At 44.5% G+C, this 14,318-nt stretch carries 14 protein-coding genes and 1 pseudogene; 10 read left to right on the forward strand and 5 right to left on the reverse strand.

Annotated features, from left to right (window positions below; all coding sequences use genetic code 11):
- The coding region (locus tag MM817_RS15470) for an SdrD B-like domain-containing protein (protein ID WP_241716803.1) at window positions 1-789 on the forward strand (789 nt) is incomplete at its 5' end.
- A gap of 192 nt (window positions 790-981) precedes the next feature.
- The gene (locus tag MM817_RS15475) at window positions 982-1,209 is read left to right on the forward strand and encodes a hypothetical protein (RefSeq protein WP_241716805.1); all 228 of its coding nucleotides are present in this window, start codon (window positions 982-984) and stop codon (window positions 1,207-1,209) included.
- Between the two features lie 495 nt (window positions 1,210-1,704).
- Here the strand turns inward: MM817_RS15475 and MM817_RS15480 are convergent, their stop codons facing one another.
- Window positions 1,705-2,976, reverse strand: a complete 1,272-nt coding sequence (locus MM817_RS15480) for an LCP family protein (RefSeq protein WP_241716806.1) — start codon at window positions 2,974-2,976, stop codon at window positions 1,705-1,707.
- An 821-nt stretch (window positions 2,977-3,797) separates the two neighbouring features.
- On the opposite strand from MM817_RS15480, the gene MM817_RS15485 reads away from it, so the two are divergent.
- From MM817_RS15485 to MM817_RS15505, 5 genes are all read left to right on the forward strand, one after another.
- Window positions 3,798-3,962 (forward strand): hypothetical protein, encoded by a 165-nt coding sequence (locus MM817_RS15485; protein ID WP_241716808.1) that lies wholly within the window; start codon window positions 3,798-3,800, stop codon window positions 3,960-3,962.
- A gap of 24 nt (window positions 3,963-3,986) precedes the next feature.
- Complete coding sequence (locus tag MM817_RS15490; RefSeq protein ID WP_336605203.1) at window positions 3,987-4,331, forward strand: SurA N-terminal domain-containing protein; 345 nt, start codon at window positions 3,987-3,989, stop codon at window positions 4,329-4,331.
- Between the two features lie 216 nt (window positions 4,332-4,547).
- Entirely contained in the window at window positions 4,548-5,195 is a 648-nt protein-coding gene (cysC, locus tag MM817_RS15495; protein ID WP_241716829.1) for an adenylyl-sulfate kinase, read from the forward strand.
- 29 nt (window positions 5,196-5,224) lie between these two features.
- A complete protein-coding gene (gene sat, locus MM817_RS15500; RefSeq protein WP_241716812.1) occupies window positions 5,225-6,391 on the forward strand; it encodes a sulfate adenylyltransferase in 1,167 nt (388 codons plus the stop codon).
- A gap of 296 nt (window positions 6,392-6,687) precedes the next feature.
- Window positions 6,688-7,950, forward strand: a complete 1,263-nt coding sequence (locus MM817_RS15505; RefSeq protein ID WP_241716815.1) for an MFS transporter — start codon at window positions 6,688-6,690, stop codon at window positions 7,948-7,950.
- A gap of 37 nt (window positions 7,951-7,987) precedes the next feature.
- Here MM817_RS15505 and MM817_RS15510 read toward each other — a convergent pair whose 3' ends face one another.
- Together MM817_RS15510 and MM817_RS15515 are read right to left on the reverse strand one after the other, a co-directional pair.
- The gene (locus MM817_RS15510) at window positions 7,988-8,827 is read right to left on the reverse strand and encodes a class I SAM-dependent methyltransferase (RefSeq protein ID WP_241716817.1); all 840 of its coding nucleotides are present in this window, start codon (window positions 8,825-8,827) and stop codon (window positions 7,988-7,990) included.
- 47 nt (window positions 8,828-8,874) lie between these two features.
- Window positions 8,875-9,345: a GtrA family protein gene (locus tag MM817_RS15515; RefSeq protein WP_241716819.1), complete on the reverse strand. Its 471-nt coding sequence runs from the start codon at window positions 9,343-9,345 to the stop codon at window positions 8,875-8,877.
- Between the two features lie 480 nt (window positions 9,346-9,825).
- Here MM817_RS15515 and MM817_RS15520 point away from each other — a divergent pair, with 480 nt between their 5' ends.
- The 3 genes and pseudogenes from MM817_RS15520 to MM817_RS15530 all read left to right on the forward strand — a co-directional run bounded on the left by MM817_RS15520 (window position 9,826) and on the right by MM817_RS15530 (window position 12,194).
- Complete coding sequence (locus MM817_RS15520; RefSeq protein WP_241716821.1) at window positions 9,826-10,266, forward strand: hypothetical protein; 441 nt, start codon at window positions 9,826-9,828, stop codon at window positions 10,264-10,266.
- A 187-nt stretch (window positions 10,267-10,453) separates the two neighbouring features.
- Window positions 10,454-11,257: pseudogene (locus tag MM817_RS15525) on the forward strand (ABC transporter ATP-binding protein); the annotation flags it as partial.
- Entirely contained in the window at window positions 11,250-12,194 is a 945-nt protein-coding gene (locus tag MM817_RS15530) for an ABC transporter permease (RefSeq protein ID WP_241716825.1), read from the forward strand. The pseudogene MM817_RS15525 and the gene MM817_RS15530, both read left to right, overlap by 8 nt.
- Before the next feature lie 56 nt (window positions 12,195-12,250).
- Here MM817_RS15530 and MM817_RS15535 read toward each other — a convergent pair whose 3' ends face one another.
- On the reverse strand, window positions 12,251-13,861 hold the full coding sequence (locus tag MM817_RS15535) for a glycosyl hydrolase family 18 protein (protein ID WP_241716827.1): 1,611 nt from the start codon (window positions 13,859-13,861) through the stop codon (window positions 12,251-12,253).
- Window positions 13,862-14,130: 269 nt separating this feature from the next.
- Window positions 14,131-14,318 (reverse strand): hypothetical protein (locus MM817_RS15540; protein ID WP_419723424.1); only part of this gene is annotated, 188 nt, incomplete at its 5' end.

Here is a 14,318-nt window from a genome sequence, read left to right on the forward strand (position 1 = left end):
CAGCAAAGTGCTCAATCGAATACGGTGACTTATACTGCTCAATCGACTGTAGCCACCCCTTCTCTTGTCGTGAATGACAACAATGGTTTGGCAGAAGTAGATGTGAGTAACGCGGCTCCAGATGCAACCGTGAACCTGTACAGTTCTTCTGGTCAAGAGGTGAGTTCAACCACAGCCGATTCATATGGTAATGCCTCCTTTGACAATTTGCCTAGCGGTAGCTACTATGTCGTGCAGATCTACGATGGTCAGCAAAGTGCTCCATCGAATACGGTAACCTTCAGTGATCAAAGCACATTAGCAACTCCGTCTCTTGCTGTGATGGATACCAATGGTGTAGAGGACTTAGCTGTGAGTAATGCCACTCCAGATGCAACTGTCAATCTGTTTACTTCATCTGGTCAAGTAGTTAGTGCCACTACAGCGGATTCAAATGGTAATGCCTCCTTTGACAATCTATCTAGCGGTAGCTACTATGTTGTGCAAACCTATGATGGCCAGCAAAGTGCTCAATCGAATACGGTGACCTTCAGTGATCAAAGCACATTAGCAACTCCGTCTCTTGCTGTGATGGATACCAATGGTGTAGAGGATCTAGCTGTGAGTAATGCCACTCCAGATGCAACCGTGAACCTGTACAGTTCTTCCGGTCAAGACATGGGATCAACAGCAGTGGATTCAAATGGTAATGCCTCCTTTGACAATCTGCCTAGCGGTAGCTACTATGTCGTACAAACCTACGATGGTCAGCAAAGTGCTCAATCCAATACGGTGACTTTTACTGCCTAGAGGAATGAGACCTAGATATCCCGTTTACCCTATGATTTCTTCATGAATAGGGTAAACGGGATATTTTTTTGCACGTGATTAACGTTACACATGTACCAGCCCTTGGTTTTTCATCTGCGTCCAAACCGATAGTTACCACCCAAGTGCTACTGAAGAACGTTCGCGTATATGGGGAGTCCTTGTTGATAGATCATGATAAAACGGAATAAAGATTTTCAGATCAAGCTGCCAAAGCTATCAAGGCAAAAAGGGCGGCGCACGAGTGTGGGTGTCACTGATGCAGGATTTGTGGAGGGATTGTATCAAGCAAAAACACTTGGAGAGTACGTGGATGATGCAAAGTTATTGTATCCTGTTTGCTTGGCATTATTTGATCGCTTTTGGACTAGTGAATCTGTCCATGCAGTCGCTGTGGGATGATAATGATTCAACTTTCTTTATTAGAAGATGCGATAAAAAATAGTTGATGCAACACAGTCGCGGATGATCTGCATACACGTTTTGGGGACTGGAGTGTGTATCGAGCATCACGTTGATTGCCTACTGGTCAAAAGAAGTCACAATGGGTGAACATCATGCGAGGTGAAGGTAGGGGCGAATGATTGGATGGAAACGTATGTGCTTCGATGAGAATCATTGTAACTGAACATCGTGAAAAGATGAGAAATATGAGGACCAGGCGATGACCCTCGATCGATGCTGATCAGATGGATGACGAAAAGTACATGGAGATGCAAGAGGATTGTAGAGATGGCATGGAATGATGCCACCTCGATTGAAGTGAAGGTGAGGAAAGGGAAGGATCACGACATCATCTACCAGAGTATTCCAAAGATAAAAGGTGGACGTCTGTATAGAGGAAGCTATAAAGTGCCTATGCGAGATGTGATAACTATGAGGAGATTAGACTAGGCTCTATGGACCGTACACGACTACCGCTTGTGAAGAGGTCCCTGGTTGCACAATGGAGTTTCCTGTGGCCAATGTGCGACCCACTTGTAATCCCCATGCTAAGTGACCAGGTGGATAATCAATCACGACGGGATTCCTTCCGCTGACTTGATTCCCATCAGTGACGGGATACCCACTGGCCTTAAGTTCAGATACGTAAGCTTCTGATGCATATACGATGACAGGAATGGAGGATGGCGTTGGGAGAGCTATGCCCGTCCATGCACCTTTTGATCCATAAGGTTGCAATGTGCGCGTCACAACACGGGCATCGACAATATCATAAAAGGCTCCAGTGAGAGCATCTTGCTGATTGATACCTGGAAATGATGCACTCATCACATCCATCGAATCACCAACAGAAGCGAGATTGACATGGATGATCGTAGAGCCTTTGACTACTTGGGCGATTTTCAATAAATCATCCACGCTGAGGTTAGTGACTACGTCTTGATTCCACGTGTGAATGAGCGATCCAAGGTGAGAGACATCATTTTGTTTATTGAGTAATTTTTGCTGAAGGGCAGCCAACACTTGAGCTTGAGCGTCATCGCGGGAAAAGTCATTGGTTGCAACATTGCTTGCTGTATTTTGCCGAACGCGGATATAGGCGAGAGCCTGTGAACCCGTTAAGGTTTGCCAACCTGGGTATAGATTGGCGCCACTGTGCAGTGGGTCGTAAATGCGTCCGGGAATCCATACATGGACACCACCCACCGCATCGATGGCATCTGAAAAACCTTGAAAATCAGTGACCACCCAATCGGTGATGGGCATCCCTGTGAAGTGCTCTACACCAGCTACTGTCATGGGTGCAGCTTGATTTGGAGTCATTTGTGCGCCTAAAAAAAAGAGCGATTTAATTTTGGGGATAGGAACGCTATATTGAGGCATGGCAAACAGCAGATCACGCGGGATGGAAATTAAGACCACCTGATGCTTTTGGGGATCGATGTGTGCGATCATCATGATATCTGCTTGTCCTCCCCCTTGGCCAATGGCGAGGGGATTCGATGGATTGCGAGCATTATTCCCAATGAGAAGAATATTTGTAACTCCAATGGGTTCAAAAGTATGGACAAGTTGAGTCAATGGATTGCTGCCTTGGTCTCGTGGTTTTAAAAAAGCCCACGTGGCGACGCCCACCATGCAAATCACACTTACAGTAGTTACACCTAAACGCACGTTTCTCCATGTCGTATGCATCTTTGTGTGCTTACTTTTCAATCGGGACATGATCATGCCACCTGCTTCTTTATCAGTTGACTCTATGGGTATACATGCACAGTAGCCATTATAGAGGAGACTTAGCCGTTAATCAGAGGCCATCCCCACACTAGTATAGTCGTGCTTATTTAAAATTTGATTAAAAATGGATGTAAGTAGCCACTACTCCTTCGAAACGTGTTTTGGATAGTACACGAAGGCGTATACTCGCTATCATGCTGACTTTTTAATCGTCAATCCAGAGGGTCTGCTTCCTCTTGTCAAGAGGCATGGAAGTCTTTCTGTAACTATATTCCACTTTTTGTCAATGACACGATTGTCATAGGGTATTCATCATTTACTTTTGCATGCTCAAGGAGTAGTTACGTCCGTATTTGATGTGAATTTGGAACGAGCCCATATAAGGATGTACGAGCGATCTTCAATTTGTAGACGTAGAATCGGTCATCCCTATTCTAAAAGGAGATTTCGAGCCTGCGACTGCCATTTTGGTCTTGCCAGAAAACACGTAAGGATATCTACGCACAACCCATGGCGTCAAGCGCATGAACAAAGATCTTCCATTCTGAGCATGGGATTCTGTTCTGCTGTCCCTGCGTGGTAATAGGTGCGACCTTGTGAGTCCCATGAGAAGTAGTCGCATCAGGACATACCCTTGTTGATACCCATGTGTACGCAACCTCACGTAGAATGGACTTACGATGAAACACTGGAAGGTTCCTTATGTACAGAACATCTAATTGCTTATATATTTTTATAATAAAACCCATATTATTCATAATGAATGAATTTGTAGAGATCATGATCTTACAAAGGAGGTGTATCATTCCTTGGTACACGCACGTACACAAAATGTCATTTACGCTAGCCTAGGCATGATTGTTGGCGCTCTTTTTATAGGAATCCTATGGAGTATAGAGGATGCCAATAAACAAACGGCTATGGTTGCCACAGTCGGGTCGATCCCTATCTCCAATACAGAATTCGTTCAGTAATTAGAAACAGAATACGGAGTTCAGGTGTTAGAAATGTTAATTACACAAAATTTAGTAGAATTAGGATCAAAGAAGTATCATATTACGGCCTCTAGTCAAGAGATAAACAATGCTTTACAAAATTTCGAAGAACAAAATGGCATCACCACCTCTAGTGAACTACAACAAGCGTTAAGTGAGAATGGAATGACTTTATCTGAACTTCAAAACAATTTACGAATTAAAGTGCTCGAGGGAAAATTAGCAGAACGAAATGTGTCCGTTACTTCAGCAGAAATTCAAACTTACTACAATCAAAATAAAAGTAAATTTGAATCAATCATCAGGGAAATTGATTCCACTCAAAGAAGTACAATCGGAGATTGCTAGCTTGTTAAAACAATTGAAAGGATTGACATCTCAGCAATTATTTATACAGCTATCCGATGCGTATCCGATCAACATAGTCGATCCAAAATATGCTAGTGTTAAAAATAGCATTTTGTCACCGTCGACCTCATCAACAACAGGATCGTAAAGCTTGCTATCAATAGATAGAACAGATACACTGCTTGACTTGATGGGAATCCTATTGGAGAGGAGTCGATAGTAGTTAGCGAACATCTAGTTTTTCAAAAAAATAAGGTGGACCGTTCTGCTCGTGAAAATGTGCACGGACACAAAGGTGCTGTCGTTTGGTTGACAGGACTTTCTGGTTCAGGAAAATCAACGATGGCTGTAGAATTAGAGTGGCATCTGTATCGACAAGGTATTCACACCTACCTATTAGATGGAGACAATGTCAGACTCGGATTAAATCAAGACTTGGGTTTCTCCTTGCGAGATCGCGAAGAGAATATTCGACGTGTCGGTCATCTCGCACAATTATTTGTCGATGCAGGCATGGTCGTCATCGTAGCTATGATATCCCCCCTGCGCAAAGATCGCGAATGGGTACGCAGTCTCTTTGCACAAGGAGAATTCATCGAGACATTTATCGACTGTCCCCTTGATATCTGCATCGAAAGAGACCCTAAAGGATTGTATAAGAAAGCTCTTGCTGGATCGATCCCTGACTTCACAGGCATTAGCTCACCTTATGAACATCCGATCCACGCGGATTTAACCATCCGTACCCACCAAGTAAGTATCAGTGAAGCTGTGTCTACGATTGAGACCCATCTTGTTGCACAGATCATTCCTGAACGAAGTTCGCAAACATTGCAAAAGACACATGTACTTCATCAACGCTAACCAACCATCATGATTCAGGAGTGAACGCAGTGACTGCTTTATCCCCACACGGTGGAGTACTTGTTCATCGACGCATCGGTCCATATACAGACGAATCGTGTTCAAACAACCTACAGCGCGTCATCATCGATGATGTTGCCATCAGCGATCTTGAACAAATGGGTATGGGAGCCTTTTCTCCGCTTGTTGGATTCATGGATGACATGGACTACCATTCCGTTGTTACGCAGATGCGACTGGCCAATGGCATCGTATGGCCATTGCCCATTGCTCTTCCTATTTCTGCCGATCAAGCACAACTAATTACACTTGGTGAAACGGTGCTTTTGATCGATGAGCATGGTACACCACACGCGACTATGGTTGTCACAAGTAAGTATCAGGTGAACTTGAATCATGTAGTGAACCATCTTTATCAAACCAATGATTTTGCACACCCAGGAGTCATGCGAACATTGGAACGAGGAAGCGTTCATCTGGGCGGTCCAGTGTCTGTGTTTACAACAAGCACACAGGATCGTTATGCAAGCTATCTACGCACGCCACAGGAAACGCGACAGCTGTTTGAAAAAAAGGGTTGGAAAACGATTGTCGGATTTCAAACACGCAATCCTATTCATCGAGCGCATGAATACATTCAAAAATGCGCGTTAGAAACGATGGATGGTTTATTTATTCATCCTCTGGTTGGGCCTACGAAAGCGGATGATGTTCCAGCACCACTGCGCATGCGTGCATATGAGACAGTCATTGAACACTACTATCCTACAAACCGCGTTGCACTGGGTATCTTTACTGCTGCGATGCGCTATGCTGGACCACGCGAAGCCATCTTACATGCATTGGTTCGAAAAAATTTTGGTTGTACACATTTTATTGTAGGTCGCGATCACGCTGGAGTAGGCAACTATTACGGTACGTACGACGCTCAAAAAATATTCTCGCTATTTACTCCTGAGGAGATTGGCATCTCGCCCATGTTCTTTGATCATGCCTTCTATTGTAAGGAGTGTGGAGGTATGGCCACGGAAAAAACGTGTCCTCACGATGAAAAGGCACACGTGTTTCTCTCTGGCACCAAAGTTCGCACCATGCTTACAGCGGGAATCGTGCCTCCTGAAGAATGTACACGCCGCGAAACTGCACGTGTATTAATGGAGTTTTATGAAGAGACATCTGCTTCGAAGCATGTCTGAATATCACGTTATCTCCATAGTTCTTGGCTTCCCTTATCGACTCATTGTCCATGTCAATCTCCGATGTATGCGATGAACAACCATCATGTCCACCTGTCCAGCATCAGAATGATTCATCTGATGCTTTTTGTGATATGATGGGGCAACGTACCGTCATTCTCATGTGAATATGCCTAGTCACTCTGTGCAAGCGACCGTCCTATCTCCGCTCCCATCAACGATATCATCGTGTGAGATGGGTAGGAATCCATAGAATCCATGACACGTTGTTCAATAAGGAGATCTCCGAACATACCATGATTGGGATAAAAAATAACATTCATCCGATTGCTATGCAATTGATGTGGATTCGTGGTCTACGAAGTATTGGTCAAGGAGCTATGGTCGTCGACCTTACACTCTATCTTCAAGACTTACACTGGAGTGGCGTAGCTATTGGTGGGGTAACATCAGGTGCAGGGATCATGGGAGCCATGCTTATACTCATGGTTGGTTTACTCAGTGATCGAATGGGACGAAAACCATTCTTACTCATCTATGAGGTGCTAACACTGATGTGTTCTCTTGCAGCTAGTGTCACTTCTGCCGCGCTCCTTCTCATGGTAGCCATCGTGATTGTGGGCTTTGGCCGAGGACAAAGCGGTGCAGCAGGACCCTTTAGCCCAGCAGAGCAAGCATTACTCGCTCAATATGTATCACAGTCTGATCGCGGTCGTGTCTTTAGTTTGAATAATGCAATAGGCTTTATAGGGATGGCTATTGGCAGTATCGTTGGTGGGCTACCTGATCTCATTCATGGGTCATCTCCTCTTGAGAATTATCGACCCGTTTTCCTGACGATAGCTGTGTTTTCTTTGCTGTGTATCTTGATCATCCTTCGCATTCCAGAGGTGAAAAATCGTTCTGCTAACGAACCCATCCATGAGGAGCAGGCGCGTACTGAAGCACAACAAGAAAAACAAGTTCGCAAAAAGGAAAATCACGCACTGACTGTTTTAGCGCTAGTCAATGTGTTAAATGGGCTTGCAGTAGGCTTAACAGGCCCTATGATGGCCTACTGGTTTCGTTTGCGCTACGGTGCTAGCACCGGTGCAATTGGTGCTACGCTTTCCATTAGTTTTTTGTTGACAGGCATCTTCTCGATTTTGAGTGGTCGAATCGCTGCTCGTATGGGTATGGTTAAATCCGTGACTTGGATGCGTATCATTGGATCCATATGTATGCTGGCTTTAGCTTTTATGCCTACCTTTACCTTGGCATCCCTTTTCTTTATTCTTCGCAATGCCATCAACCGTGCGACACAAGGTAACCGCAATGCGCTCAGTGCCAGTCTAACTCGTGACAAAAGAAGAGGACTAGCAACGAGCATCAATGCGTTATCCATGCGGCTACCTTCATCCATTGGTCCTACCATCTCCGGTTATTTATTTGATGCTGATCTGCTCTCACTACCACTCATACTTACGGCAGTGCTACAGCTAGCCAATGCAGGGTTGTATCAATGGGTATTTGGACGATGGGATCAACAGACGCCTAGCCCATCTCATGAAAAGGAGTAGCCTTTCTGATTGCTATTGATCCGGTGTTGCGGGTGCATCATAATTTTTCTGCAATTATCGTTTGGAGTGTACCCTTCGATTCATGAACTAAATGACCCTGTGAAGTCGTTCCCTTTTCCATCAAACGGACGAATAGCCCTTTGGTAGATAAAGCCGTAATGATGGGGCGAATCCCCTTCTTTTCACTAGTTTCTGCAAGAATAGCCGGAGTCATATCCAAAGACTGAGCAATCTGTGGGTTGATACCCTTGCGTTCAAACAATGAGGATCTCATCATGGTTTGGATCGTCGAATGGGTATTTTGTATCATCAGCTGTCCCCCAGATTTCAACAAAGTGGCTGCTTCATGTATGGCCATCTCTATACTGGCTTCATCCTTTAACCATGCAAACTCCAAGAGGACGAGATCATACGTACCTACCTGTGCTCCCCATGGATGGAAGATACCATCCACAATGATGTGGCGTATGTCCACACTGGCTGCCTGTGCTAATCGCTGACTATAGATGGACGCAGCCATGGATGGATACATCACAGTTACTTTAGCTCCAAGTAGACTGAGTGCTACGTCTAAACTACCCTGTGCTCCGTATATATGAGCTATTTTTTTCCCGTTCACATGCGCTACATACTTCTCGATGGGGGTACACCATCCATGAGGATTCTTTTGTATGTGATCTGCTACCTCCCAAGGAGTTCCAAAACGATGTACCCACGTATGGTACAGGCTCATGTCATCACCATCATGGTATACACCATGGTCGATAGACTGCGTTGACTCGTTGGGCTTCTGGAATGACCCATGTTTTTTCTCCATATTCATCGGCCACAACCATTGCATACACTTGTTTTTTAGAGACCCTTGTACTGAATTCATGGACCGTATCCACCTTCCATTGTTTATATGTACAATCATGAAGAAGCTTACGTTGCCCTAAAAACCAGTAACCGTAGCATCATATAGCTGATAGAAGAAGAGGTAAACATAGCCATCCCTTTTGATAGATCACTATTGATCAAAGTCGATTCAGTCAAGTGAGCAAATACTTCATGTGAAAAAATAGCTAGTATGAGATCATTGATCACTATATTCGCAGCACCTTGAATCCAAAACAACCAGGTTTGTCTCCGACTAGAGTTTGCCTGATCAGCAAATGTCCATCTTCGATTGAGTAGATAGCTTGTTGCAAGGGTGCATAAAACGGCGATGGTATTATACGTCAGCAGTTGAACGAATGAATGGGTTGGCCATAGAACCATGAATCCATTCAATGTTCCAATATCTACACAGGCATTGATCACGCCCACTAGAAGGAAACGATGGTACCGTCGAGTGACAAGCCGCTGTTGGATCGGTCGTGTTGGGTTGTGCGATGGAGCAGCGATGTCGTTCACTATGGACGCCTCCTAGGGTCGTGATCCATCCCTTTTGTCGATCATTCATCATGGCACATGCATCCCTAGTCACCTCGTTTTGAGGGATGCATGTGCATGTAACGCCGTTCAGACAGGGAGTCTATCTGGTCGCTGATGGAGATATGATCTCGTTACTGCTGTTCAGTGTAACTCGTTATATTTAAAATTGTCTTAGATTAATCGTGGTAATTTAATGAAATCTGTGAATCGGATTCCTTTATCCTTCTTGCTATTCATATGAAATCATCGTCAACATCGATATGTTCAATGTTTAGTCACTCTTTTACAAGAGAAAATTAAAGATTCCCGATCATAGTGAGAGAATAGATGACTATCTTGATATTCATTCACATGTATGCATCATGCGATAGGGGGGCTATCCCAATAAAAGGAAATACATACATGATTGTTTACTAGATATCGTTGCCCATATCGTTCGACAAATAGGAGGAGATATGCATGAAAAAGGGACTTTTTATGAGTGTACTTGGTACTATAGCAGTAGTGACGTTAGGCATCACGGGATGTGGTACAACCACTCAAGCGGCGACGAGTTCCGTTACTACAGTAAGTAGTACTTCTACAACCTCTACGCCAACGAGTCCAAAACACTTTCGGAAATCAGATCATAACTTTGTCGACTTCGAGGAATTAGGACAAATTTTACATCTTAGCCCTAGTGCACTTCGAGCAGATATAAAGGCTAAAGAATCCTTAGCAGTCATTGCGCAGAAACAAGGAGTATCGATTCAAACACTCACTACAGCATTAGAAGCCAGTTTCAAAAAACGTCTAGACGAAGCCGTTTCTTCTGGACACATGACGGCTACTGAGGAACAGAAACAATTGAGCCGATTTGATGCTCATGTTAGCATGATGATCACAAGCACAAAAATGTAATGAAGTATGGTTGTACGGACATGTCTAGCATCCACCGTGGTCTAAGGATCCTTATCCTTGAACCACGGTGGATGCTATTTTTAATGTTCTTGGGGTAGTCACTCAGCCGCTAAATGAAAGTGAGAGTAGGTTTTTGAAAGAAGTACGTATGAATTGGACAACCTGTACGTAGTGAGGTGTGTAACAAGGTAAGACAACAACGATTCGCATGATGGTGGGACTCATCTCCATGACTCGTGGGCAAGTACTCATCGATGGGATCGATGTGTCAAAACATTTTACAAAGGCGATGCAACATATTGGAGCCATCGTAGAGAATCCGGAAATGTACAAATATCTAACGGGATATCAAAACCTCAAACACTTTGCGCGCATGTCACAAGGCGTATCGGATCAGCGCATTCATGAGGTTGTTAACCAAGTGGGGTTAGAAGCGCGCATTCACGATAAAGTAAAAACGTACTCGCTCGGTATGCGACAACGGTTAGGACTGGCTCAGGCTTTGTTGCGTCGTCCGCATGTGATCATCTTAGATGAGCCTACAAACGGCCTCGATCCAGCGGGCATTCGCGAATTGCGTGATTATTTGCGAGGGCTTGCAGAAAAAGAAGGCATTGCTGTGATCGTGTCGAGTCATCTCTTATCGGAGATGGAACTGATGTGTGATCGCGGGGCTATTATTCAAGCGGGCAAGTTGATTGATCTTCGTCCCATTCGCCGCACGGAAATGGATGAGACAAGCGAGCAAGACATTTTGATTGAAATCGAACATGGTGTGCAAGCGGTCTCGATCTTACACACTACCTATCCTCAAGTAGACGTGGTACTACGTGATGATCACCACCTAGAACTTCGGGTGGCACGAGAGATGATTCCAGATATCGTACAGGCCCTCGTGAGTCATGGAGAACGCATATATGAGGTGCGAATGGTAAACAAAACGCTTGAGGAGACGTTCCTTGAGATCACAGGTGGTGAATCCCATGGTTAACCTCATTCGCAATGAAAACATGAAAATTTATCGCCGATCTCGAACGTGGGTCATGATGGTGCTCCTTGTGATCGTGATCGCTCTTGTGGCGATTGTGATGGTCACTCATCAGCCAGCGCCAGGATCGAATTGGAAACAAAACATGATCGTACAGACGGATCAATTACAACAAGAAATCGCTCACACAAGGCACATGCCCGCAAAAGAAATTGCCCAATTACAGGCAAAAATTAAAGTCAATCAATACGATATCGTACATAATATGAATCCTAGTCAAACGACCGGGTGGGGGTTCGCTGCTACGGCAGAAAATATAGCCCCTGTCTTAATTGCGTTTATTCTCGTTGTTGCAGGTGATAGTGTAGCTAGTGAATTTAGCTCTGGAACCATCAAGATGTTGCTCACGCAACCAGCGACTAGAGCTCATATTCTCCTGGCTAAGTATCTGGCACTGCTGATGTATAGCTTATTTGCGACGATCTTTATGTTTGTCTGTTCTGTTCTTCTTGGCTGGATATTTTTTGGCATAGCAGGAGCAGGGTCACCAGAGGTCTATCTGGATGCACACCAAACGATTCAACAGATGAGTGTTTTGTCCTATGTATTGATGCAATATGGATTTTTATGGATACAAATTGTGATGACTGCGACCATTGCCTTTATGATCTCTGCTATTTTCCGTAGCAGTGCACTTGCGATTACGATCTCTCTTCTCGCCTTTTTAATTGGCAGTACGGTGGTCAGTGCACTGTCAAGTTACAGCTGGGTCAAATATATTCTCTTTGCCAATACGGATCTCTCGCAGTTTGTCGTCAATGGTCCGAGCATTCAGGGTCTGACACTTGGATTTTCTATCAGCATACTTGTAGCGTATTTTATCGTGATGAACATCTTAGCGTGGGTCTTTTTTGTCAAGCGAGATGTAGCATACACGTAAACGACTAGTACACATAGCCCACCCATGGTTGTTCGTTCATGGGTGGGCTATGTGTACTAGTTTGATGGAGCAGCGAGACCGCTTGGAATAATGGTTGTCCACTCAGAGGCCGTTTCATCACCTAGTTGCCAGTAACCAATCCCCGCTAACTGATCTTGAACAGCAAGAGATCCAATGGTATTCAGCGTATTCGGGCCATCTTGCCAAAACTCCCACTGTATTCCTGAACTATCCGTGTACACATCGACGGATTGACCCGAGGTAGCATCCATGGTACTTTGTACCGCTTGTCCACTAGCGATCATGGATTCCATCGTGGACAAAGGGATACTTTGTGACTGTGACGTGTTATTGGTCTGCCATGCCCGTGTATATAATGGCATGCCAAGAACTAAGCGATTGGCAGGAACCCCGTCTTGCAAAAGGGTGTTTACGTTACCTTGTACCCATGACAGAGATGTGACAGGGCCTGGTGTCGTATCCCCACTCCACGATTCATCATAGGTCATTAAAAACACATCATTTACAGTTTGTCCTAGAGCCCCGTAATTATATGCTGCAGAATATGATCCTGCAGAAGGTACCGTCACATCGATCGAAGACTGCATGCCTTTGGCATGAAGAGCCGTCGTGAGTTCCTGCATAAACATCGTCAGATCCGATTCTAAATTGGCAGGAACGTCTTCGAAGTCAATATTGGCACCATCCACTTGAGATGCGCTACTCATTTGTACAATCTGGGTCACCAACGCAGCTCGATTGGTTGCACTCGTTAGTGCTTGGGTAAGAAGGGTGGGTTGATCGGCTCCAAATAACGCCCACACCTGCTTTCCTGCTGCATGTAACGAATCTGCAAATGATGCTGGCAATGATCCTTGAAATTGCATCGATGAATCGAGATGAAATCCATCATAGACAACCGTATTGATGGCCGTATCTTGCTCATCTTCCGTCAAATCACTAGCAATTGTCCCCCCGTAATTAAACCCCATGACAATGGGCGTTCCAGTTGCTCCAGTTGCTCCAGTTGCTCCAGGTCCAATATGCATCGTTTCATGTAAAGTTGCTTGTTGACATAGCGTTTGCATATTTTGAAGAACAACTGCAGCATCCGCTCGATTCAGATAGATTGGGTTTGCAGAAGCAGGTAGCCCATAGAATAACCCACTATCTGTTGCAAAGGTTAGCGGAGTCGTTCCTTCTGGAAGTTGTAAGTGAAAGGAAGAATGTTCAAGTGCGGCGACAAAGAAAGAAGCGACATCCCCTCGTGACGCTTGATTATTCTCATCAAACCCTTTGCTGACATCGATCCAATACGGATTGATCCATCCTGCGGATTGAGCACTAGAGACCACGGAATAGTCCCAGTTTCCTGGTAATACATCAGAAAAAGTGGTTCCTGTTGCAGCAGGCTTGACACCCGTATATGGCTGTAGCGTATTCATCATATAGGCTAAAAATTGGCCTCGTGTGATCATTTGATTGGGTTCAAAAGTGCCATTGGCATATCCATGAATATCTCCAGCCGCTGTTAAATTGACAATGGCAGCTTGAGCAAAGCTATTGCCTATATCCGTGTAAGGTAACGTATTAGCAAATGCAGCTGTGGATAGACTATACGTAAGAGATGTAACCGCAAGTAAGCTTAACCATGATTTTGTACCCATTATATCCTCCTTGAGTAAGCTTATCTGTTTTTACACAGGGTGAGTCAAACAATCCAATAGCGATAGTCTACCAAAAGAAATTTAAAATTGATTTAAAACTAGATTAGTAATATAAGGTGATTATGCCGCATATTTGAGTGAAAAGATCCATACACACGCGCAAAAGGACGAATGAGATGAACTACCATCCCATTCGTCCAAATTGCAAAGTATCTTGTTATCAATTGACCACTAGGATACTACCAGATGACCACTACGGAACCCTTCATTTAGTTGGATGAAGAATCAGCATGCCATCCACCCATGAATCCTGTGCTATTGATCATATCCCCTACATGAGCATCAAACTGTGTGATCATCTTTTGCTCTTGAGCAGCTGTCATTTTCCCACTACTGACCGCCTTGTTGAGTTGTGCTTGAAAGTTCGCTTCCAGATCAGACGTCAAGGTAGCCGTCG

This window comes from Sulfoacidibacillus ferrooxidans (assembly GCF_022606465.1).
Lineage (GTDB): Bacteria > Bacillota > Bacilli > Alicyclobacillales > SLC66 > Sulfoacidibacillus > Sulfoacidibacillus ferrooxidans.